The 20204-nt window shown below is 69.1% G+C and carries 18 protein-coding genes and 2 tRNA genes; 9 read left to right on the top strand and 11 right to left on the bottom strand.

All coding sequences use genetic code 11. From position 1 onward, the window contains the following. Positions 1–13: 13 nt before the first annotated feature. Positions 14–694, top strand: coding sequence for a hypothetical protein (locus tag Ate02nite_RS38980; RefSeq protein WP_203812928.1), 681 nt, complete (start codon positions 14–16; stop codon positions 692–694). Between the two features lie 57 nt (positions 695–751). Here the strand turns inward: Ate02nite_RS38980 and Ate02nite_RS38975 are convergent, their stop codons facing one another. Continuing rightward, entirely contained in the window at positions 752–1831 is a 1080-nt protein-coding gene (locus Ate02nite_RS38975; protein WP_438871317.1) for a glycoside hydrolase family 19 protein, read from the bottom strand. Between the two features lie 155 nt (positions 1832–1986). Between Ate02nite_RS38975 and Ate02nite_RS38970 the strand changes: the two genes are divergently transcribed. Continuing rightward, positions 1987–3693: a RyR domain-containing protein gene (locus tag Ate02nite_RS38970; RefSeq protein ID WP_203812927.1), complete on the top strand. Its 1707-nt coding sequence runs from the start codon at positions 1987–1989 to the stop codon at positions 3691–3693. Between the two features lie 3 nt (positions 3694–3696). Here the strand turns inward: Ate02nite_RS38970 and Ate02nite_RS38965 are convergent, their stop codons facing one another. Beyond that, positions 3697–4236, bottom strand: a complete 540-nt coding sequence (locus Ate02nite_RS38965) for a CueP family metal-binding protein (RefSeq protein ID WP_203812926.1) — start codon at positions 4234–4236, stop codon at positions 3697–3699. A 124-nt stretch (positions 4237–4360) separates the two neighbouring features. On the opposite strand from Ate02nite_RS38965, the gene Ate02nite_RS38960 reads away from it, so the two are divergent. After that, complete coding sequence (locus Ate02nite_RS38960) at positions 4361–4969, top strand: DUF6518 family protein (RefSeq protein ID WP_239148054.1); 609 nt, start codon at positions 4361–4363, stop codon at positions 4967–4969. A 29-nt stretch (positions 4970–4998) separates the two neighbouring features. On the opposite strand, the gene Ate02nite_RS38955 is transcribed toward Ate02nite_RS38960, so the two are convergent. Beyond that, entirely contained in the window at positions 4999–6738 is a 1740-nt protein-coding gene (locus Ate02nite_RS38955; RefSeq protein WP_203812924.1) for a hypothetical protein, read from the bottom strand. A gap of 101 nt (positions 6739–6839) precedes the next feature. Between Ate02nite_RS38955 and Ate02nite_RS38950 the strand changes: the two genes are divergently transcribed. Both Ate02nite_RS38950 and Ate02nite_RS38945 read left to right on the top strand, forming a co-directional pair. Then, positions 6840–7220, top strand: a complete 381-nt coding sequence (locus tag Ate02nite_RS38950; RefSeq protein WP_203812923.1) for a PPOX class F420-dependent oxidoreductase — start codon at positions 6840–6842, stop codon at positions 7218–7220. A gap of 116 nt (positions 7221–7336) precedes the next feature. Beyond that, positions 7337–9334, top strand: coding sequence for a YncE family protein (locus Ate02nite_RS38945; protein ID WP_203812922.1), 1998 nt, complete (start codon positions 7337–7339; stop codon positions 9332–9334). A gap of 22 nt (positions 9335–9356) precedes the next feature. Here Ate02nite_RS38945 and Ate02nite_RS38940 read toward each other — a convergent pair whose 3' ends face one another. Next, positions 9357–10523: a WD40 repeat domain-containing protein gene (locus Ate02nite_RS38940; protein WP_239148025.1), complete on the bottom strand. Its 1167-nt coding sequence runs from the start codon at positions 10521–10523 to the stop codon at positions 9357–9359. Positions 10524–10641: 118 nt separating this feature from the next. Between Ate02nite_RS38940 and Ate02nite_RS38935 the strand changes: the two genes are divergently transcribed. Continuing rightward, positions 10642–11505 (top strand): alpha/beta fold hydrolase, encoded by an 864-nt coding sequence (locus Ate02nite_RS38935; protein WP_203812921.1) that lies wholly within the window; start codon positions 10642–10644, stop codon positions 11503–11505. Here Ate02nite_RS38935 and Ate02nite_RS38930 read toward each other — a convergent pair. Continuing rightward, on the bottom strand, positions 11502–11948 hold the full coding sequence (locus Ate02nite_RS38930) for a hypothetical protein (RefSeq protein ID WP_203812920.1): 447 nt from the start codon (positions 11946–11948) through the stop codon (positions 11502–11504). The genes Ate02nite_RS38935 and Ate02nite_RS38930 overlap by 4 nt on opposite strands. A 239-nt stretch (positions 11949–12187) precedes the next feature. Here Ate02nite_RS38930 and Ate02nite_RS38925 point away from each other — a divergent pair, with 239 nt between their 5' ends. Both Ate02nite_RS38925 and Ate02nite_RS38920 read left to right on the top strand, forming a co-directional pair. Beyond that, positions 12188–12904, top strand: a complete 717-nt coding sequence (locus tag Ate02nite_RS38925) for a hypothetical protein (protein WP_203812919.1) — start codon at positions 12188–12190, stop codon at positions 12902–12904. Positions 12905–12992: 88 nt separating this feature from the next. Next, positions 12993–15293, top strand: coding sequence for a S8 family serine peptidase (locus tag Ate02nite_RS38920; protein WP_203812918.1), 2301 nt, complete (start codon positions 12993–12995; stop codon positions 15291–15293). A gap of 50 nt (positions 15294–15343) precedes the next feature. Here Ate02nite_RS38920 and Ate02nite_RS38915 read toward each other — a convergent pair whose 3' ends face one another. The 5 genes from Ate02nite_RS38915 to Ate02nite_RS38895 all read right to left on the bottom strand — a co-directional run bounded on the left by Ate02nite_RS38915 (position 15344) and on the right by Ate02nite_RS38895 (position 17549). Next, complete coding sequence (locus Ate02nite_RS38915) at positions 15344–15916, bottom strand: hypothetical protein (protein ID WP_203812917.1); 573 nt, start codon at positions 15914–15916, stop codon at positions 15344–15346. Then, positions 15909–16439: a sigma-70 family RNA polymerase sigma factor gene (locus Ate02nite_RS38910; protein WP_203812916.1), complete on the bottom strand. Its 531-nt coding sequence runs from the start codon at positions 16437–16439 to the stop codon at positions 15909–15911. The genes Ate02nite_RS38915 and Ate02nite_RS38910 overlap by 8 nt, the downstream gene beginning before the upstream one ends. Then, positions 16440–16820, bottom strand: coding sequence for a hypothetical protein (locus Ate02nite_RS38905; RefSeq protein WP_203812915.1), 381 nt, complete (start codon positions 16818–16820; stop codon positions 16440–16442). Between the two features lie 529 nt (positions 16821–17349). Next, positions 17350–17422 (bottom strand) — tRNA-Arg (locus Ate02nite_RS38900). Between the two features lie 36 nt (positions 17423–17458). Continuing rightward, positions 17459–17549 (bottom strand) — tRNA-Ser (locus tag Ate02nite_RS38895). A gap of 634 nt (positions 17550–18183) precedes the next feature. Between Ate02nite_RS38895 and Ate02nite_RS38890 the strand changes: the two genes are divergently transcribed. Continuing rightward, positions 18184–19431, top strand: coding sequence for a hypothetical protein (locus Ate02nite_RS38890; RefSeq protein WP_203812914.1), 1248 nt, complete (start codon positions 18184–18186; stop codon positions 19429–19431). On the opposite strand, the gene Ate02nite_RS38885 is transcribed toward Ate02nite_RS38890, so the two are convergent. Then, positions 19428–20195 (bottom strand): CPBP family intramembrane glutamic endopeptidase, encoded by a 768-nt coding sequence (locus Ate02nite_RS38885; RefSeq protein ID WP_203812913.1) that lies wholly within the window; start codon positions 20193–20195, stop codon positions 19428–19430. The two genes, Ate02nite_RS38890 and Ate02nite_RS38885, sit on opposite strands and share 4 nt — an antisense overlap. Positions 20196–20204 lie beyond the last annotated feature (9 nt).

The following is a 20204-nucleotide window of genomic DNA, read 5'->3' as shown; positions in this document are numbered from 1 at the left end:
GCAGGAGGACCTCATGAAGAAGACGATGGTTCGGATGATCGCGGCGGTTGCACTGGCCGGCGCGGCTGGGTCGGTGGCGATCACGCTGGCTACGGCCGGGTCCGCTTCGGCGGCCGGGCGCGGCCCGCAGCCGGTTTCCAACCGGCTGACCACGGTCAAGGCCAACACCCCGAGCTGGGTCAACATCTTCTGGCGTACGGACCGGCCGGTGTGCGACGTTCAGGTGTCGGTCGACGGTGGCCGCGAGGTCGCCGTTGCGTACCCGGGCATGCGTCGCACCACGACCTTCACCAGCGGTGACTCGCTGCGTCCGGGCCGCACCGCGGTCACCCCGATCCGGGTCACCCCGATGCGCCGGGACAGTGGCGTCTCCGTCCTACGCGCCACGGTTTCCTACACGAACTGTGACCGCAAGAGCCGCACCCAGTTCACCCGGTCCACCCTGGCGCTGCCGGTGATCCGCACCGGCCGCCCGATCGGCCAGCAGTTCCCGGGCCAGCAGTTCCCGGGCCAGCAGTTCCCCGGCCAGCAGCACCAGATCCCGGGCCAGCAGCACCAGGCCCCCGTTCAGCACATCCCCGGCCAGCAGCACCAGGCCCCGGTTCAGCACCTCCCGAACCAGCAGCACCAGCAGCACCAGGCCCCGATTGCTCCGGTTGCGCCGGCCGACGCGGTCGCCCCGGTTCGTCGTTGATCTTCTGGTGACGCCGCTCCCCTGGATTCCGGGGAGCGGCACCGCCGTTTGTAGAGCTCAGCAGGTCAGGTTGCCACCGGTGGAGACGCCCAGGATGCCGGTGAACTGGGTGTAGAGGTTCACCCGGCTCTGCACCTGGGCCGGGTTTCCGCCGTTGCACTCGATGCTGTTGATCGCCCGAATCGTGGTGCCGAAGCCCTGGCCGTTGACCATCGCGTTGTGCGACGTGGTGCCGGCCGCGCCGGTGCCGGTCATCCAGTACCAGAGCCCGGTCTGCCAGGAGATCGACGAGTTCGTGGCGACCAGGTTGGGGTTGTTGAGCAGGTCGACGCCGAGCGCGTTACCGGCCGCGTAGTAGTTGAAGTTCCAGCTCAGCTGGATCGGACCGCGCCCGTGGTACGCCGATTGCCCGGCCGGGCACCCGTACGGCTGCGAGGTGTCGCAGTAATGCGGCCAGTTCGCGGTGTTGATCTCGTCGATGTAGACCAGACCTCCGGTCTCGTGCCCGACGTTGGCCAGGAAGGCCGCGGCCTCCTGCCGCTTCACCGCGTCGCTGCCGGAGGTGGCGAACGCCGGGTACTTCTTCATGGCGTCAACCAGACCGGCGTACGTGTAAAAGCCGTTCCGCCCCGGGAACATCGAGTTGAACTGCGCCTCGGTGACCACGAACCCGCTGGTGTTTCCGCCCCCGGTGTCACCGCCGCCGCCTCCGGTGCAGGTGTAGGGCGACCAGAACCAGGTGCTGATGATCGGGTCGTAGCCCGGGTTCTCGTGGGTGGCCTGATAGAACTGCCCGTTCGTGTAGCGCACGATGGCGCCGACCGCGTAGTACTGCCCCGCGACCCAGGCCGGGTAGTCACAGGTTGTCCCGCCGCCACCACCGCTGCCGCCACCGCAGGAGCCGTTGTCCTGCCAGACTCCCGAGCCGCCGGTGCTGGGTGATTCGCCCTGGGTCCACCACTTGGCGGTCCAGTTGTGGCTGTTGTAGGACGCGGTCATCCCACCGGTGTACACCGCACTGTTGTTGTAGGGGGTTACACACGCGGCAGCGGCCTCGGACGCCAGCATCGGCGCCACCGCGCCGGCCAGACCCAGGCCGATCACGGCGAGCAGGATGAGCAGACGGTTTCTCTTCACGCATCGACGCAACCAAATGCCTACAGGCCCGTCAATATTTGTAAACAAACTTAAGTAGTTCGGGCAACCACACGTACCCCAAAGGGGACCGTCCAGTTGATGTGTTCCGTCACCCCGATACCGGTAAACCTTGAAGGGTGACTGAGTCCGGCAGGATGTCTTGGATCGCTCGCATCTTCTTCGCTCTCGTCGCCGTCGGCGCGGTCGTCTGCGGCATGGTCGGCTTCCATGCCTACCTCAAAGACTTTCCGCAGTACGGCAGTAGCTTCCTCGACCTCGGCTACTACAGCCTTCAACTGTTCGTCCTGGACGCCTCGCCGCTGCAGAACGCCGACGGACTGCCGCTGTTGCTCCAGATCGCCCGGTTCGCCGCCCCGATCGTGACCGTCTACCTGATCATCTTGGCCACCCAGGCGCTGCTCCTCGGCCGGCTGCAGCAGGCCCGGATCGCCGTGATGCGCCGGCACTCGATCCTCTGCGGACCGCCCGAGCTGACCCGCCGGCTGGCCGAACAGATCAGCGCCGAGAAGGGCAAGGTCGTGGTGATCAGCCCAGACCCGGCGAAGCCGTCGGTGCGCGGCCGCGAGCTGCACATGATCGGCGACCCCCGGCGACCCGCGGTGCTCGCCCGGGCCGGGCTGGCTCGGGCCCGTGAGGTGATTACCGTCGGGTTGGACAGTGTGCGCAACGCCGAGGTGGCGATCGCCGTCGACGCCGTCAACCAGGACAAAAACACAAAGGTCGTCTGCTACGCCGAAGCGCAGGACCGCGGCCTGTTCGAGGCGGTGATCCGGCAGGAGACAGGCTCGGAGGGTCGCCGGGTCGACTTGTTCTCCCGCCACGACCGGACCGCTCAGGGCCTGCTCGACCACGCACCCCCGGCCGAGCCGGGTGCCCCGGTGTTGGTGATCGGGTACGCCGGGCTGGGCCGGATGCTCGTCGACCGGTTGATGCGGTTCTGGGCGGAGGCGGAGGGTGCCGCCGAGAGTCTCCGCGTGCTCGACTTGGGTCTGTCCGGGACCGCTCTCACCGCCCGCCATTCCGACCCTCAGGGTCGGATCACGGTGACCGCCGCCGACCACGACCCGGCCTGGCTCACCAGCATCGACCAGTTGCAGGTGCCCGCCGCCGACGGCACGCCGCAGGTTCCCGAGCGGGTCTACGTCTGTCTCGACGACGACGCGCAGGCCATCGCGGTCGGCAACCTCGCGCTGCGGCTGCTGGCCGGCCACGAGTCCACCGTGGTGGTGGCGATGGCGCACAGCGATTCCCTCGGAGCGGCCGCAGTGCGGCGCGAGGTGGACGCCGACGAGTCAGTCGCGGCGCCCAGCCCGGTCCGCGAACTGGAGAAGGCCAAGCTGGTGCTGGTCAGCGTGATCCGCACGGTCTACGCCATCGCGGCGATCCGCACCGGCACGAACGAGACGCTCGCTCGGGCCATCCACAACACCTACCTCGAACGGGAGTCGCACTCGGGCGCCCCCAGCCCGTCGGCCGTTCCCTGGAAGGACCTACGCCCCTACCTCCAGGACTCCAACCGGGAACAGGCCTGGGATATCGCCCCCAAGCTGGCATCGATCGGCTACACCGTCATCCCGGCGACCGGCCCCATCACCCCTCTGGCGATCAGCGACCACGACGCGGAGAAGCTCGCGGAGGTCGAGCACCGGCGGTGGATGGCCGAGCGCATGGCTAAGGGCTGGAGTTACGGCGCGGAGTACGGCAAGGACAGCAAGGTCCACCCCGACTTGGTCCCATGGGCCGAACTGCCGAAGGACCGACGCAAGATCGACCGCGACTTCGTACTCGCCACCCCGAGCCAGCTGGCCGCCGCCGGTCTGATCATGGTGCGCACCCGGTGACGCTCAGGCCAGCTGCAGGGTGGTCAAGCAGGTCGGCGCGTCCGGTCCGGTGCTGAACGCCGACTCGGCGGTCTTGCCGGCGTAGGTGACCCGCACCGTGCCGGTGATCCCACGCGGCAGCCAGAACCCGACGAACCCGTTGGCGAACGTGGTGCGGGCCCCCTCGACCAGGACCGCACCGGCCTGGTCGACGATCCGCACCTCGAGCGCAGCCGCGGCCAGCTCGCCCTTGCAGGTGGTCAGCGAGTGGTGGAAGCACTCGTGGGTGTGCTCCACGTACGGCGCCAGCGACAGGTAGAACTTGTCGTCCGGGATGGCCAGGCTGCGCTCCTCGCCATCGGCGGTGACGAGAAGCGCGTCCGGCCGGACCGACGCCTTCAGATCGGCCGGCCGCTCCGCCAGGGCCAGCCGGTCCAGCCGGTCGATGACCTCCACGGCACTCTTGCCGGCCAGGCCGAAGCGAGCCAGCGGCTCCACTTTGGCCTCGGCACAGCCCGCCAGCATCAGCACCGACATCGCCACCGCAAGGAGCGTTCGTCTCATACCGGCCATGCTGCCGACCCCGCCTTGAGCCGAACAGGGCCGAAAGGCGGGTCACCCGGATCCGGTGGTCTATCCGCAGGCCGATGCGGGCCGGGCCGCGCCGTCCCTACGATCAGCCACCGTGATGATCAAACGGAACGTCGCCGTCGTCGCGCCGGTGGCCGGCGTTCTGCTCGGCGTACTCGATTTCGTCTGGATTCGGTTTGTGCCGTTTCCGTTCGGCGAACTCGGCAACTCCATCGCGACCTGGGCGGTGGCCGCCTTCCTGCTGACCTTCTACGGCCGCTGGGGCATCCGAGCCGGCCTGACCGGCGCCGTGCTGTGCCTGGTCCTGGCGGTCCCGAGCTACTACCTGGCCGCCACCGCGATCCAGCACGACGACCTGGCAAACGTCTACGCCACGACGTCGCTGCTGTGGATGGGCCTGGCGGTGGTCGCCGGAACGGTCTTCGGCGCGGCCGGCGTGCTGGCCCGCACCTCGGGCCGGGTGCGAGACGCGGCGCTCGCGGTGCCGGCGTCGGTGCTCTTCGCCGAGGCGATCCTCAACCTGCTCCGGATAGGCGACAACAACCACAAAACCACAAGCCTCACCGCGTACGCGATCCTGCTGATCGTCCTAGGCGTGCTGATCACGACTTGGCTGTCCCGAACCCGAACCGGCATCGTCTTGCTGTACGCGGTCCCCCTGACCGCGCTGGGCACAGCCCTGCTGACCACCACCGGCTTCCACTGAGAGGCGGTCGAGCAGGGCTGGCCGGGACGCTACTTCTTGAAGGTGAAGTACTGCCAGGGGCTGTAGTTCGTGTAGTTGGCGCTGTCGCCGGAAGTGCCCTTGAGGTAGGCGGCCAGGACGCGGAAGCGGCCGTTCAAGGGGTGGGCGCCGGTGAACTTGGCGTAGGACTTGCCGCTTGTGTTGACCGTGACGAAGCTTGTGCTCCAGTTTCGCCAGGCGCCCTTTGAGTAGTACTGGACGGTCAGCTTCTGCTTCCGCCCCGGGTACGCGGTCATCGTGGTGGTGAACTGGGGCGTGGTCTTCTGGTGGAAGTAGGCGTACTTCGTGGCGCCGATCTTGCCGGTTGTGTAGTGCTTTGAGACGGCTGTGCTTACCGCGGCCTTGGTCCAGACCACCGAGGACACCGACCGCGCTACGTACTTGTCGTCGCCGGCGAACTTGGCGGTGACGTTGGTGTTGCGGGTCAGCCGGAAGCTTGTGCTGAGCAGGCCCGCGCTGTCCACGGTGGCCTTCTTGAGCAGGCGGTTCGGCTGGTCGGCGCCGCTCGGGTCGGCCCAGATCTCGACGACCCGGTTGGCGGCGGGAGAGCCCAGCTTGGCGGTGAAGGTGACCGTGGTGCCGTTGCCGACGACCCAGCCGTTCCGGTTCAGGGTCAGGTCCGGGGTCAGGCTCGGCACCGGAGTCGGCGTGGGGGTCGGCGTCGGGTCGGGGGTCGAGGCCGGCTCGTTGTAGACCCAGAGCCGGTAGGCACGGTTGTACATGCCGACCGCGAAGAGCCGCGAGCCGCCCGGCTCCCAGGCAATCCCCCGCTCCTGAATCCCGTCCTTGCTCGGCTCCCCCAACCCGGGCACGTCCGCGCTGGGCGGCTCGGGCGTCCGAATCGTCTGCGAGGCAACGGTTTCGTCGCCCTGGAAGACGTAGATGTCGTCGCCGGTCGCCTTGTTCGCCACCGAGATCGCAATCCGGCCGTCCGCGGCGACGTCGACGGCGTTGGCCCGGGTCAGGCCCGGATAGGTGACGGCCGTGCTCAGGTCGCCGGTCCGGTACTGCCAGGAGCCACCGGTGCTGACCCGGACCAGACGGCTGCCATCCGGGGTGAGCGCCGACCCCGGGACCTCCCAGTAGGTCAGTCTTGCGGCGTGCAGTTCCAGGCTCGCGGTGCCCGACGAAACGTCGAACACCTTGACGTCGTCGTCAGTCTTGGTCCAGCCCTCGGCCACCACGATCTTGCCGGGTAGCGCGGCGCTGGCGTAGACGGTCGGATCACCCGAGTACTGGTGGGCCTCCGCGCCGGCGTAGAGGTAGACGGACCCGTCACCGAGATCCAGCGAGCCGAAGTTGCCGTCGTCGCCCGACATGTAGCCGAACCAGAGCTTGCCGCCGACCGGCGTGACTTTGCCGGGGTAGACCTCGTCGCCGAGCGGATAGCGGGCCGCCTGGGTGATCGTGCTGGTATCCACCGCCACGATCGCGTGCGACATCCACAACGAGGTGTAGAGCCGGCTGGAGTCGGCGGAGAGAGCGAGGCCGTTGACCCCAGTCAAGCCCGGCACCTCACCGACCACTGTGCCGCGATAGTCGGTCGCGATGATCTTGCCCTCGACCGGGTCGCTGATGAAAATGCGATCGTGCACGCCGTCAACGGCGATGTCACCGAACCCGGTGACCGGCAGCGACGCCTGAGTGTCGGCCAATGCCGGGGCGGCGGAGACAAAGACGGAAGATCCAGCCAGAACCAAGGCCGCGAGCGCGGCCCGAGACGTACGCATGCATTCCCCCATGATCAAGTTCGAGGTCGCAGCGTACTTCGAGGACCACCAAGGTTCCGATAGGCCGAATGGCCCGTTGAACGTAGTTGCATACTTCCCACATGAGCGTCCCCGGCGAGATCGCCGCCAGCAAGCAGATCAGCCTTACCACCTTCCGGAAGGACGGCACCCCGGTGCCGACCGCGGTCTGGCACGTGGCCGCGGGCAACACCGTGACCACGGTCTCGGCCGCCGACGCCGGGAAGGTCAAGCGCATTCGCCGGAACCCCGAGGTCGAGATCGTCGCCTGCGACATCCGCGGCAAGGTCACCCCGGGCGCCCAGCCGGTCCGGGGCACCGCCGTTCTGCTGCCGCCCACCGAGACCGAGACCGCTCGCCGCCTCCTGGAGCGCCGTTACCTCTCGGCCCGCATCGGTGGCGGGCTCTCCCGGCTCCTCCGGATCAAGCGGCCGCCCGGCATCGGCATCGTGATCACCCTCTGACCGCTCCGGTGAACAACGCGGGCGCCGCCGCGACCCAACCTTTCGGATGATCAACTTCTCCGAAGATCGAATTAGGCTGCGAGCTCGATACCGGCCTGATCGATTACGGGGTTTCCATGCGCCCATTGCGCGTCGTGCTGACGGCCGCCACGCTCGCGAGCTCCGTCCTGATCGGAATGGCGGTGTCCGTCGGCACCGCGGCGGCCGACACCTACGCGAAGCTGCCGATCACCTCCTTCGGCGACCTCGTCGTCGACTCGGTGCACCAGCGGGTCTTCGTCAGCGACCCGGGCTCCGGAAAGATCGTCGCCACCGACTTCCAGGGCCGGTTCGTCGCCGAGTTGACCGGCCTGCCCGGGGTGCGGGGCCTGGTGCTGTCCGCCGACTCCAGCCGGCTGTACGCCGCGGTGACCAGGGCACGTGCGCTCGTCGCGGTGAGCACCGCGACGGTCACCGAAGCCGCCCGCTACCCGGTGGGCGACGAGGTGTACCCGGGCGAGGTGGTGACGCTCGGCGACCGGCTCTGGTTCGGCTACGACACCAGCGAGACCTCCGACGACTCGGGCGACTTCGGCTCGGTGGACCTCGACACCTCCGACGTCCACCTGCACGACTACGCCGCCGACCTGTCGGCCGGCCTGTACTACGGTCCGCCCCGGCTCGCGGTCAGCCCGTCGCGTCCCGGCGTGCTCGTGGCCTCCGACGTCACCTCCTCCGCCGCTGCGGTGAACGTCTACGACGTGTCCACCGGCACCGCGAAACTGGCCGGGCGGTGGCGCGCGGCGTCCGGCCTGACCACCACGGACATCGCCTTCACCGCGGACGGCACCCAGCTGATCCGGGTCGACTACCGGAGCCGGCAGAGCATCGACGTCGACACGCCGGTCGGCACCGAGATCTACCGCTCGTGGACGTCCACGTACGCGATGGGCACCTCGAGCGACGGCCGGATCGCGGTGGCGACCGACGAGGGCGTCCAGATCTACGCGCAGGGTGCGACCGAGCCCACCCAGAAGGTCTCGATGCCGCTCGTGGAGGGCGCGAACCCGGCAACATGGGTCCGGAGGCACGGACTGGCCTGGGAGCCGGGCGGGAACCGCCTGTTCACGGTCGTGGACGGGTTCTGGCTGCTGGTGCTCAACGACCCGTCGACGAAGGTGCCGACGTCGAGCCCGCCGACGAAGCCGGCCATCACGCTGAACCAGCCGTCGTTCAACTACGCGCGCCCGGGCACGCCGTTCACGATCACCGGAAAGAGCGCCGGCCTGCCCGCCGGTGCCGCCCTCACCGTGACCCGGATCAGCAGTGAGTCGCCATCGGGTCAGGAGATCGCGACCGTCGTGCCGGACAGCACCGGGGCGTTCAGCTTCACCGACACCCTGACCGTCGAGGGGCAGGCCACCTACCTCGTCCGGTACCCCGGAACCGGTAACTGGGACCGGCTCGAGACCAGCCTGAGCATCTATGCCTACAAGCAGTCGGTGACGCTCAGCATCAACGGGAACGGCTGGGTCAGCGCGTACGGGGCGACGGTCACCTTCACCGCCTGGCTCCGCGCCTGGGACACCAACCGGACCGTAGAGATCTGGGCCGACCCGGCCGGCAACGACCAGCCGAAACGCCTGGTCAAGAAGGGTCCCGTCGACGACGGCGGCAAGATCAGCGTGAGCCTGCGACTGACCCGCAACACCGTGCTGAGCGCTACCTACGCCGGCGACGGCGTGTATGCCGCCAGCGTCACCGCGGCCACGACGTACACCCGGGTGGCGGTCAACACCGCGATCACCAGACACTTCAAGACCAAGAAGATCGGATCCCAGACCTACTACGTCGTACGCACGACGAAGGATCCCTACTTCACCACGACGATGACCGCCTACCCGAACCGGTTCTACCGCCTCGTCGTCGAGAAGTACTCCGGCGGCAAATGGAAGTCGTACAAGACCGCGCTGCTCGGCCTGGACTCCAAAGGCAAGTCGATCGCCACGATCACTGGTTACTACCCGGCCGGCACCAGGTTCCGGGTGCACTCCGAATACGGCGTCACCGCCAACACCGACACGGTCAACGCCAAGACGTACGGCGCGTGGCGGTACTACACCTACGCGAAGTAGAGCCACACGCCGTACGCCCGGGTCAGGTCCTAGTTTTTGGGAGGCGCCACAGCCGGACCTTGTCGTCGTCGCCGGCGGTGATCAGGCGTTTGCCGTCCGGGCTGATCCGCAGGGCCCAGACCGGTCCGTCGTGTCCGGCCAGCGGCATGCCGACCTGGTTTCCGGTCGTGGTGTTCCACAGCCGGGCGGTCCCGTCGTCGCTGCCGGTGGCCAGCAGCCTGCCGTTCGGGCTGAAGCGCATGGCACGCACCGGACCGGTGTGACCGACCAGCGGCTCGGTAGCCGGCCGGCGGGTTGCCGTGTCCCACAGCTGGACGGTGTTGTCGCCGCCGGAGGAGGTGGCCAGGAGCGTTCCGGTCGGGTTGAACGTGAGGGCGTACACCGGGCCGGTGGTGGCGGTGAGCGGCGGGCCGGCGGGCCGGCCGGTGGCCGCGTCCCACAGCCGTACGACGTTGCTGCCGTCCGAGGTGGCCAGCAGGCTGGCGTCGATGCTGAAGCTCAGCGCGTACACCGGGGCCGGGCTGGCCGGCAGCGCCGTGCCGATCGGAAGGCCGGTGCTGGTCTCCCACAGCCGCACGGTGTTGTCGGCGCCGGCCGTCGCCAGGCACGCGCCGTCCGGGCTGAACACGACGGAGGTGGCTGCGCCGACGTGCCCGGTCAGGGTGCGCAACACATCACCGGTGGCCGGATTCCACAGCCGGACCGTGCCGTCCTCGCCGGCGGTGGCCACCAGTTGCCCGTTCGGGCTGAAGGCCACCGAGCGCACCGTCCCGGTGTGGCCGCCCAGCGGCGCCCCGTACCGCTTCCCGGTAATGGTGTTCCACAGCGAGATCTCCAGGTCACCGGCGACGGCCAGCAGCCTGCCGTTGGCGCTGAACCCGATGGAGTGGATGGGCCCGGTCTCCGCGGCGAGCGTCGGTCCGCCCTTGCGTCCGGTAGCCGTGTTCCACTGCCGCACCGCATCGTGGAAGACGGTGGCGAACACTTTCCCGTCCGGGCGCACGGCAATGATCCCGTCCGTACCGGGCACGACGGTGCGAGGGCGAGCCTCCGCCTGGTTTCCCGCGACGTGTTCAGCCGGCTTGACGCCCGCGGCGGTGGTGGCGGCGAGTGCGAGCAGCCCGATCAGGGCCACGGCAACGGCTCGCCCGACACTGTGGGTTCCGTTTCGATCTCTCTCGGTAGTCACGCTTGAACCGTAATGACCGTGCTAGGAGCATTTTCGGCCCGTTCGCCACGGTTCATCCGGCCGAGTTGCCCGATCGGCGCTCATTCGCTGCTCATTCGGGCCCCGGAAAGTGAGTCCCATGAACTTCGACTACGTACGCGTTCCCGGGGCCGACGGCGTGGAAATCAACACCGCGGTGACCGGGTCGGGCAGCCCGATCGTCCTGTTGCACGGCTTCCCGCAGACCCACCTGATGTGGCGGCACGTCGCCGCCGACCTGGCCGCCGAGCACACCGTGATCTGCCCGGACCTGCGCGGCTACGGCGCCAGCGACAAGCCGGCCGAGGCCGGTCCGGACACCTACTCCAAGCGGACAATGGCTGCCGACGTGGTGGCCGTCGCGAAGGCGCTGGGCCACGACCGGTTCGCGCTGGCCGGGCACGACCGGGGTGCGCTGGTCGCCATCCGGACCGGCCTCGACCACCCGGCCAACATCACCCACCTGGCGTCGCTGGACGTGCTGCCGACGCTGGACATGTGGGACGTCATGCACGGCGTCACCGCCGCGGTCGGCTTCCACCTCTACCTGATGGCCCAGCCGCCCGGCCTGGCCGAGAAGATGATCGCCGGCGCCTCCGACGAGTTCTTCGGCTACTTCCTCGACCTGTGGACCAACGACCCGCAGGCCATCCCGGCCGACATCCGCCGCGCCTACCTGGACGCTTCCCGGGACGCCATCCCGTCGATCGTCGCCGACTACCGCGCCTCGGCCGGCATCGACGTCGAGCACGACCAGGCCGACCGGGCCGCCGGCCGCACCCTGGCCATGCCGGTCACCGTCCTGCAGCAGGACTGGGGCTCGATGCTCGGCTTCGACGCCGCCGGGCTGTGGAAGGCGTGGGCCCCGAACCTGAACCACGTACCGGTCAAGTGCGGCCATTTCATGGCCGAGGAGGCCCCGGACCTGGTGGCCCGGGAGATCCGCGAATTGCTGCGCCGTTAGCCGACCGGGGTCTGCTGGAGGACCTGGGCGAGGGCTTCCGCGTTCTTCCGGTCAACCCGCGGGAAGGTCAGCGCGATGCCGTCGCCCTGGTTGCCGAAGGCGATCCGGACCAGGCTGACCACGCCCATCTTCACCTCGGCCAGCCCGACGACCTCGCGGGGCACGTCACCGAGGATCGTCTTGCCGGGCCCGCCCAGGAAACCCTGCGGGATGAAGATCAGCCGGCGGTTGGTGACGATGACGAACTGCTTCTTCGACTGGAGCAGCTTGTGCGTCGCGACCGAGCCGACGCCGGCGTTGAGAAGGCCCTGCTTCGCGACCGCGCCAAGGCGGCTGGAGGCGAACTTGCCGACCATGGCGCGGGCCGCGACGACCGGCACCTCACCGGGCTGGAGGATCGGCGCAACCACGTCAAAGGCGCGGGTCTGGAGCTTCTGGTTCATGGCGGTCCCCGTTCGGATCTGTACTGAACAACCGCCGCGAGGTTAGTCCCGCCAGGGCCCCCCACAAGATCAACTGAAAGGTCAGATCACAGCTGTACGTCGTGGCAGTCAACACTCCACCGCGCCGACCGCTGACTCCCCCGTTTCTGCCAGGAACGGGGGCGCGACCGGATCGAGGTGGGCAATTCCGGAAAGGTGCTCAGCAAGCAAGCACCTTCACGTCGTTACAGGAGCTATTCGTGCGTACCCCCTCTCGTGTCCTGGCCGCCGCGACTGTCCTCTCCGGGTTGCTGTTGAGCTCCGCCTGCGCAAACGACTCCGTGGACGCGGCCGCCACTACTCCCACCTCGGCCGCGCCGTTGCCCTCCTCGGCCGCCCCGTCGCCGTCGTCGGCCGCTCCCAAACCGTCTGCGACCACCTCGTCGCCCGCCGCCGGTGGCGGCAGCAACACTGGTGGCGGTGGCGTCTTCAGCGGCACCCGGCAGATCTACCTGCTGCCCAAGAACAGCGAGGCGACACTCGGCGTAGTCCAGGACGGCAAGATCGGCCTGTCCGAGAAGTTCGGCGACGCGGAGCTGTTCGTGCTCACCGCGGCAAAGCCCGGCGGCGACCAGTACCTGATCCGCACGGCCAAGCTGCGCAAGGGCGGCGAGCCGCTCTGCCTGTCGGCCAAGCTCGGCGCCGGCGGCAAGCCGGCCGCGGTGCTGACCACGGCCTGCGACGCAGCGGCGGCCGACCAGCTGTTCCGCTTCCGCAAGACCGGCACCTCAAACGGCAAGCCCACCTACACCATCCGAACCGGCACCGACACGTACGTCATCCAGGACCCCACCGGCGAGATCGCCTCAACCGGCACGGGCGTGGCCGCGATCACGATCGGCGAGGGCACCCCCGACATCGACACCCCGTTCGTACTGGCCGACAAGGGTGCCGCCTCGCTGCCCGCCCTGGACTGACGCGCGCACGTTTACGGCGTGACGGGACCGTACCGTTGCGACTAAGCTCCGGCTCGTCCTTTATGGATCTGTGGTTCGGGGGCCATCGGTGCGCGTTCTCTCTTTCAGCCTGACGGCCGTGCTGCTGGCCGTTATCGGGGCGCCGCCGGCGGCTCGGGCCGGCGACGCCGCGGTGCGCCTCGACGTGGGCCTGGCCACCGGTGCCGACGCGGCGGCGGTCGTCGGACGCCTCACCGGTCCATCACTGGACTGGGACACGGTCGCCGGGCTCGACGCGATCACCATCGACGTCGCCGCGTCCGACCGCGACACCGTCCTGGCGCAGCTGGCGGCCGATGCGGGTGTCCGCTACGCCGAGGCGGGCTCGACCGTGCATGCCGATTCCCCACATGTCGACATTCCCCAGTACGCCTACGACCCCACCGGGTCCAACTATCGCTGGCTGGAGATGTCGCAGATTCCCCAGGCCTCGACGTGGACCCTGGGCAGTTCGTCGGTGACCGTGGCCGTGGTCGACACCGGCGTGACCGGCAACGCCGACCTCGGCCCGGACCGGCTGGCGGCGGGCTGGGACTTCGTCGACGGTGACGGTGACGCTTCCGACGATGACGATCACGGCACTCAGGTGGCGAACCTGATCGCCGGTGAACTCAAGAGCGGGCCCGGCGATGCCGGGATCTGTTCGAAGTGCCGAGTCCTACCGGTACGGGTTCTCGGCCACCGTGACGGACGCGCGGCCGAGGGCACTTCGGCGGATGTCGCCGCCGGCATCGTCTGGGCGGCCGATCACGGCGCGGACGTCATCAACCTGTCGCTGAGCACCCCGACTCGCAGCCGGCTGCTGGCCGAGGCCGTCGAGCACGCCGACCGCCGCGGTGCACTGATCGTCGGGTCGGCCGGGCAGACCGCGACGACCGCCCGGCAGTTCCCGGCCGGCTTCGACCAGGTGCTGGCCGTCGGGTCGATCAACGAGTACGGCGCCCCGTCGATCGGTTCCAACCACAACTCGGCGACCGATCAGTGGATCGACGTGCTGGCCCCGGACCGGACCTGGGTCCTCGGCCGTGACGGCACTGTCCAAATAGCTCAGGGCACGTCGGCGGCGACCGCGATCGTCTCCGGCACCGCGGCGCTGGCACTAGCGGTACGGCCGGCGGCGACCCCCGAACAGGTGCGCACCGCGATCGTCAGCTCGGCCGAGTCCGGCATCGGTCTCATCCGGGTCGAGCCGTACGACGCCCGGATCCTCAACGCGGCCCGCCTGGTGCACGATTTCGGCGGCCTGCCGGACGCCGAGGCGCCCCAGGTCACCGGGGTGGGCCTGGTCGACGGCCAGGTGCTCGGCGGCGGGAACGCCGACACCGTGCGAGCGGTCAGCGTCACCGACGACCACGGCATCGCCCGGTTGGAACTCGTGGTCGGCGGCCAGGTCGTCGACTCCACCCACGCCGCCGGCTGGGCGCGGGACCTGATTCTCAACCCGCCTGACGGCTTCGACGGAGACCTCCCGGTCACCGTCCGCGCCGTCGACTACGCGGGCCGTCAGGGCGAAAAGACGGTGACCGTACGCGTAGACAGCACCGGCCCGGCCGGAACCATCACGTCACCGCGCGAAGGCGAACACGTCGGCGGAAACACCAAGGTCATCTTCACCGCGGCCGCCGCCGATGACGTCGCCGGCGGCCTGGTCAACGGCTTCCCGCTGACGCGGATCGCCGGAACCAACCAGTGGACCGCCTCTTCCCCGCCCCAGCAGCTCGGCGCGAACACGTGGGGCTTCGTCCTGGATGTCAGCGATCACCTGGACAACCACACCACGCTGCGCCGTCTGGTGGTCAATGACGGCGAAGGGCCCACCGCCACCTCCATCAGCCCGACCGAGAACACTCGTGTCCGAGGCACTTTCACCAGCACCATCAACGGCGTCCAGGACGCCGCCGGCGTCGCCCGCGCTGACCTCTGGGCCGGCGGCACCTACATAGGCCGAGACACCACCGCGCCGTACTCCCTGAAGGTGCCCACCCGCACCGCGAACGGCAACCTGGTCCTGTGGTGGAACCTGACCGACAAGCTGGGCAACCTAAGCACCTTCCGGCGGACCGTCATCGCCGACAACAAGGCCCCCACCGTCTCGATCACCAAGGCCCCGAAGAACGGCGCCAGGGTCTCCGGCACGGTCAAGGTGAGCGTCAACGCAACCGACACCAGCGGCATAGCCCGAGTAGAGCTACTGATCAACGGCAAGGTAGTAGCCACCGACACCAGGGCCGCCTACGTCCTGACCTTCAAGGCCAAGACCCAGAAAAAGACCATGAAGATCCAGGTACGCGCGTACGACAAGCTAGGCAACGTCAAATACACAACCACCCGAACCTGGAAGCGCGCCTGAACAGCCGTGCGGCCCGGCGGACCCTCTGGTCGCGCGTACGAAGAGGTTGTTCAGGGGTTGTTGATCTGGATCGGGACGGACTGGGTCAGCAGGTTTGTGGTGTCCGGTGCCGGGCAGCGTGCCCACAGGGTCGGTGTACGGATCGTGACGTCGGCGGGGATCGTGGCGTTCGCGGTGAAGGTTCCGGTGGCTAGGGCGGTCGTCGTGGTCAGGTCGCGGCTGCCGGCGGTAGGGGCGGTGGCCGGTGGGTTCAGCTGCTCTTTTCGTTGCGTCATCGTCGGGCTCAGCGGGGCGCCGGCGTCCCAGCGGAGGCCGAGCGACACGGTCCGGCCCGGGGTGCAGCCGGCACCGGAGATCGTGATGAGGCCGCCGGAGACGGTCTTCGCCGGATCGGCGGCCAGCGTCCGGGGGGCGGCGGTTGTCGCCGGAGCGGGCTGGTGATCATGGCGGCGGGTCAGGGGAAGAGCGGCACCGGCCGCAGCGACCAGGACCACCGCGATGGTGGCGGCGCGGACCGTGCGGCGGCGTTGAGCACGGCGGCGCAGGCTCGCCGGCGGTGGCTGCCGGGCGGCGAGAGCTCCCTCCTCGACCAGGCGGTGGAGGCTGTCGCGAGGATCAGACATGGCGGGACACCGGTCCTTCCGCATCGGTATCGGTGGCGACGTGCCGGGCGAGGATCGCGCGGGCCCGGGCGAGGCGACCACGGACGGTGCTGACGCGCAGGTTCAGCTGGGCGGCCACCTGCTCCAGCGGGAGGTCCAGCACGTCATGCAGCAGCAGAACGGCGCGCTGGTTGGCCGGCACCCGCCGCAGCAATGCGGCGAGATCGGCGATTTCGGGCGACAGCACGGCCGGCGGCCGCTGGGCACCCAGCCGAAGCAGGGCTGTGGCCCGCCGGCGTAACCGGCGCAGGTCGCTCACCGCCAGGTTGATCGCCACCCGGCGGACCCACAACTCGGGGACGTCGTAGGCCTGGATCCGCGCCCAGCGGCTCAGGGCGCGGATGAACGCCTCCTGCACGACGTCCTCGGCCTGCTCGACACTGCCGGTGACCGAGAACAGCTGACCGACCAGCCGCGAGTACGCGGACCGGTAGAACTCGTCGAAGTCCGGCTGTTCCCGGTCACCGGTGTGCTGGTGCTCCACTCAGTTACGACCCACCGGGGCGGCGTTCTCAAGCTTCTCGGCGGGCGTCAGGGCGAGCCAGGTGAGCTGTTCCGGCGTGGCCTTGCCGTCCACCTTCAACTGCTCCACCAGCCGGTTCATCTCGGCGACCTGTACCGAGGTCCACGGCCCGCCTAGCTTGATCTTCTCCTCGAGCCGGAGCAGCTCCTTGTTAGCCGACGACCCGGCCTGGGCCTGGGTGACGGCATGGTGGGACACGGGCTGCTGAGCCTGTACGGGTGCGGCAGCGGCCACCGGCTTGGTTTCGTCACCGGTAGCGGCGATCGCAGCGGTGGCCAGAGCGCCGCACAGGCCGGTAGCTACGGCACTGACGGCGATGGCGGTGAGCAAGGGCTTTCGCATATTGGGGTCCTTTGTCCCGGGGGCGTTGACGAGACTTCCACGCCCCCGCCCACCGCGACGGCACACGACCATGAGCTTCGTTACCTACCCGTTACCTTCATCGTCGCCGGCCGGCGGCGGAAAGTGGATGCGGCCGCCGGGTGACTCTGGCTGACGTCCGGGCGTGGACGGCGACGGATGTGGCGATCGGTGATACTGCCAAAGGGAGCCCAGGCTCGGTTCTGTCTCGCAAAGGTGACCGGACAAGGCCGCCGCCATACGGGTCATGGCGAGACGAGACCAGACGACGGCACGGCGCGAACAGCCGTCCGCCGAATGTCACTCTCAGTAGTCAGCCGGGATTTGCGATCCGAGCGTGACCGAGTAGAAAAGTCCGGCTCAAACTTCGAATCCACTGTGGAACAACACGGCGGCGACACAGAATCGCCCACCGATCACCCAGCTTCCACAAAGTGGGAAGGCTTGGCAGAATCCGGGAAGCAAAAGGGCCATGACCCTTGTTTCCGCAGGTCACGGCTCTGATCTTTTGTGCGCCCGAAGGGACTCGAACCCCTAACCTTCTGATCCGTAGTCAGATGCTCTATCCATTGAGCTACGGGCGCCCGGTGCTTCGCCAGCATACACACCGGCTTTACACGCGGAGACTCCGGGATTCGAACCCGGGAGGGGCTATAAAACCCCAACCGCATTAGCAGTGCGGCGCCATAGACCGGACTAGGCGAAGTCTCCCCGATGGCCCTTGCAGGCCACCGACGGTTGAGGATACCCGACCCGGTCTGGCGCGCACAAAGAGGTTGCCCCCTCGCGCGCGGCGCGGCCGGCTTAGCCGACTCCAGCAGGTGAAATGGTCTCGTTGCGGCTAGGCTGCCACGGCATGGAGGAGAAGCCGCCCACTGAGCGCCGTGGTGCTCGTCCCGCTGGGCCTGCGTTCAGTGCGCCTGAGCCGGCCACGCCTGAGAAAAAGCCTTCCGCGCCGGCTCCGCGCCGCGCCGCCAAGGCGGCTCCGCCGGTCACCTTCCAAGCTCCCAGTGCCGAGGATCACCCGGTCGTGGGTCCGGCATCTGCCCCCACACCGGGCCGTTCTTCGCAAAGGCCCCCATCCCGTACGGGAACCCGCCCGCCCACCCAACCCACGAGCCAAACTGATCACGCCGGCGGGCACCCGACCCCTCCGCCGGGCCAGCCTGATCAGGCTGGCGGACGCCCGACCCCTTCGCGCAAGGCACGCCCGACCCAGCAGGCACCCACGCCCGAGCCGACGCCCACGCCGAAACCCGAGCCGAAGTCCGAGTCGACGCCCACGCGAACGGCCGAACCTGTGTCCCCGGCCGAGCCGCCCAGCGCTCCGGCAGAGCCCACGGCAGTGACCCCGCGTCCCGCCAAGCGCGCCCCGGTAAAGAAGGCCGCCCCGCCGAAGAAGGCCGCCCCCGCCAAGCGCACACCCCGCAAGACCACGCCGCCGAGCGCGGCCGCCACCCCACCACCCGCGCCTCCGGCCGCCACAGAACCAGCCGTCGAGCCGACACCTTCATCGGCGACCGACGCGGCGGCACTGCCCGCCGTTACCGACTCGCTTGCCCCGTTGCCCTCCCAGCCGGCTCCCCAGGCTGACGCAGCCGTCCCGGAGCCGGACCGCACGGTGAGCGCAGAGGCAGAGGTAGAACCGGCCGCCCCAACCTCCGGTGAAAGGCCCGGCCCGAGCCCGGAAGCAGCGCCGATCCCCAGCGCCCAGGCCGCCATCGAATTGCCCGCCGCGCCAGCGCCCGCCGCGACCGCGAAGGCCGAACCGGCCCCAACTGCGCCAGCCAGCCCGACGGCCGCCGAAGCCCCAGCCGACCCGCCGACCGCCGCGAACCCTGAGGCCGAGTCGGCCCTTGAGGTCCCAGCCAGCCTGGCCGTCGTTGAGGCGCCCGCCGAGCTGTCGCCCTCGGCGATCGCGGAGGACAAGCCCGCCGCCGTGGAAACGGCGGCCGGCTCGGTGCGGCAAGAACCGGCGAGTGAGCGCACCGACCCCTGGGCCAAGCTCATCGCTGACCCGGGCCACGCTCCGGAACTGCTCGCCCTGGCCGCGGTGCAGACCTTCGGGCCGAAAGCCCAGGACTGGGCCGCGCAAACCCGGGAGTCCTACCCGGCCGCCGACGATCGGGCGTTGGCCCGGCTCGCGAAGCAGCAATTCACCCGGTTCGGCAGTCTGGGCGGGATCGTGGGGGCGGTGGCCGGGTCGTACGCCCCGATCACCCTGCTCGGCACGGCCGCGGTGACGCACGCTGAGGTGGTGTTGCACCTGGCTGCCGCGTACGGCTTGGATCCGACGGACCCGGAGCGGGCCGCCGACCTGTTGGTCATCACCCGCGTGCATCCGACTCGGTCGGATGCGGAGGTGGCGCTGGCCGCCGCCCGGCGGCCGGCCTATGAGGACGGTGGCCTCAGCGACGCGGTGTGGCGTTTCGGCCGCATGGTCGCCGCGCAGGCCGGCGGCTGGACTGCGCTGCGGCTGGCGAGCCGGTTCTTCCCGGGCACCAGCCTGCTCGCCGCGGTCCTGACCAGCACAGCGTCGGCCCAGAGCGTGGCCGCCCGCGCCGAGGCCTACTACAAGAAGGCGCGAGTCTAGATCCAGGTCAGCCAGGACGCGGGCAACAGGGTGTAGCCGACGAAGGCGGCTATATCCAGGATGCTGTGCGCCACGATCAGCGGCATCACCCGCTTGAAGCGCAGGAAGAACAGGGCGAACACCACCCCCATCACCGCGTTGCCGATGAACGCCCCGAACCCCTGATAAAGGTGGTACGACCCGCGCAGCACCGCGGACGCGGCCACCACCCAGACCACCTGCACCGACATCGCCTTCAGCCGGGTCATCAGGTAGCCGACGACGATGACCTCTTCCAGCACCGCGTTCTGCACCGCCGACAGCACCAGCACCGGCACGGCCCACCAGACCGACTGCAACGCGGCCGGCACAATCGTGGCGTTGAGGCCGAGCAGTTTGGCGACGTACACCAGGCCGAGCCCGGGAATTCCGATGCCGGCGGCCAGCAACGTGCCCCAGCCGAGATCGAAGCCGGGTCGATCGGCCGTCAGGCCGAGGGTGCGGCGCACCGGAATTTGGTCGCGCATGAGCAGGTACAGCACCAGCGCGACCGGGATCAGCGAGAACCCGATCTCCAGCAGCTGGTAGGTGAGGTCGAGGTAGGGCCGGGGTGACCGGGACGCGTTGAGGACCGCGGACTGCGAGGACAGCGGCTTGCCGGCGGTCAGCTTGGCGATCAGCGACACGACCGCGTAGACCGCCGACTGTCCGAGGGACAGGAACAGCACGATGACGATCTCGCCGGTGAGCACGCGATTACTGGGTGCCACCCGATCTGAAGTCACCCGGAAACG

It is taken from the genome of Paractinoplanes tereljensis, assembly GCF_016862435.1.
GTDB lineage: Bacteria > Actinomycetota > Actinomycetes > Mycobacteriales > Micromonosporaceae > Actinoplanes > Actinoplanes tereljensis.
The sequence above is the reverse complement of the archived record's forward strand: the minus strand, read 5'-3'. Positions and strand labels throughout refer to the sequence as shown.

What these genes read in the sequence shown, in the direction of transcription:
- Ate02nite_RS38980 (WP_203812928.1), top strand. Translation starts at nt 14, where the DNA reads ATGAAGAAGACGATGGTTCGGATGATCGCGGCGGTTGCACTGGCCGGC.
- Ate02nite_RS38970 (WP_203812927.1), top strand. Translation starts at nt 1,987, where the DNA reads ATGTCTTGGATCGCTCGCATCTTCTTCGCTCTCGTCGCCGTCGGCGCG.
- Ate02nite_RS38965 (WP_203812926.1), bottom strand. Translation starts at nt 4,236, where the DNA reads ATGAGACGAACGCTCCTTGCGGTGGCGATGTCGGTGCTGATGCTGGCG.
- Ate02nite_RS38960 (WP_239148054.1), top strand. Translation starts at nt 4,361, where the DNA reads ATGATCAAACGGAACGTCGCCGTCGTCGCGCCGGTGGCCGGCGTTCTG.
- Ate02nite_RS38955 (WP_203812924.1), bottom strand. Translation starts at nt 6,738, where the DNA reads ATGCGTACGTCTCGGGCCGCGCTCGCGGCCTTGGTTCTGGCTGGATCT.
- Ate02nite_RS38950 (WP_203812923.1), top strand. Translation starts at nt 6,840, where the DNA reads ATGAGCGTCCCCGGCGAGATCGCCGCCAGCAAGCAGATCAGCCTTACC.
- Ate02nite_RS38945 (WP_203812922.1), top strand. Translation starts at nt 7,337, where the DNA reads ATGCGCCCATTGCGCGTCGTGCTGACGGCCGCCACGCTCGCGAGCTCC.
- Ate02nite_RS38935 (WP_203812921.1), top strand. Translation starts at nt 10,642, where the DNA reads ATGAACTTCGACTACGTACGCGTTCCCGGGGCCGACGGCGTGGAAATC.
- Ate02nite_RS38930 (WP_203812920.1), bottom strand. Translation starts at nt 11,948, where the DNA reads ATGAACCAGAAGCTCCAGACCCGCGCCTTTGACGTGGTTGCGCCGATC.
- Ate02nite_RS38915 (WP_203812917.1), bottom strand. Translation starts at nt 15,916, where the DNA reads ATGTCTGATCCTCGCGACAGCCTCCACCGCCTGGTCGAGGAGGGAGCT.
- Ate02nite_RS38905 (WP_203812915.1), bottom strand. Translation starts at nt 16,820, where the DNA reads ATGCGAAAGCCCTTGCTCACCGCCATCGCCGTCAGTGCCGTAGCTACC.